This window comes from Arthrobacter sp. Cr_A7, assembly GCF_029222765.1.
Classification (GTDB): Bacteria; Actinomycetota; Actinomycetes; order Actinomycetales; family Micrococcaceae; genus Arthrobacter.
This window is the reverse complement of record NZ_JARHXQ010000064.1, coordinates 1-311: the sequence shown is the minus strand read 5'-3', so window position 1 is coordinate 311 and position 311 is coordinate 1. Positions and strand designations below refer to the sequence as shown.

Here is a 311-nt window from a genome sequence, read left to right as displayed (position 1 = left end):
CGCGGCGGCACCGCGGTGAACATCTTCGGCAAGCGGCTCTCCCGGGCCGTGCACCGCCAGGCCATCACCGTGGTGCTCCTGGCCATCGCGCTGATCGTGGTGTCCACGATGTTCCTCATGCTGATCACCGATTTCGGGCAGGAACGGATCCTCTTCGAAGTGGTGTCCGCGTTTGCCACGGTGGGCCTGTCCACCGGCATCACCGCCGGGATGCCGCCCGCCGGGCAGGTGGTCCTGATCCTGCTGATGTTCATCGGCCGCCTTGGCCCCGTGACACTTGGCACCGCACTGGCCGTCCGCGGCCGACCGAT

Annotated in this window: 1 protein-coding gene; it reads left to right on the top strand. The window is 67.8% G+C overall.

Going from position 1 to position 311, the window contains the following annotated elements:
- Positions 1 to 311, top strand: a 311-nt coding sequence (locus tag P2Q66_RS03870) for a potassium transporter TrkG (RefSeq protein ID WP_275725717.1), incomplete at both ends; no start/stop codon positions are given.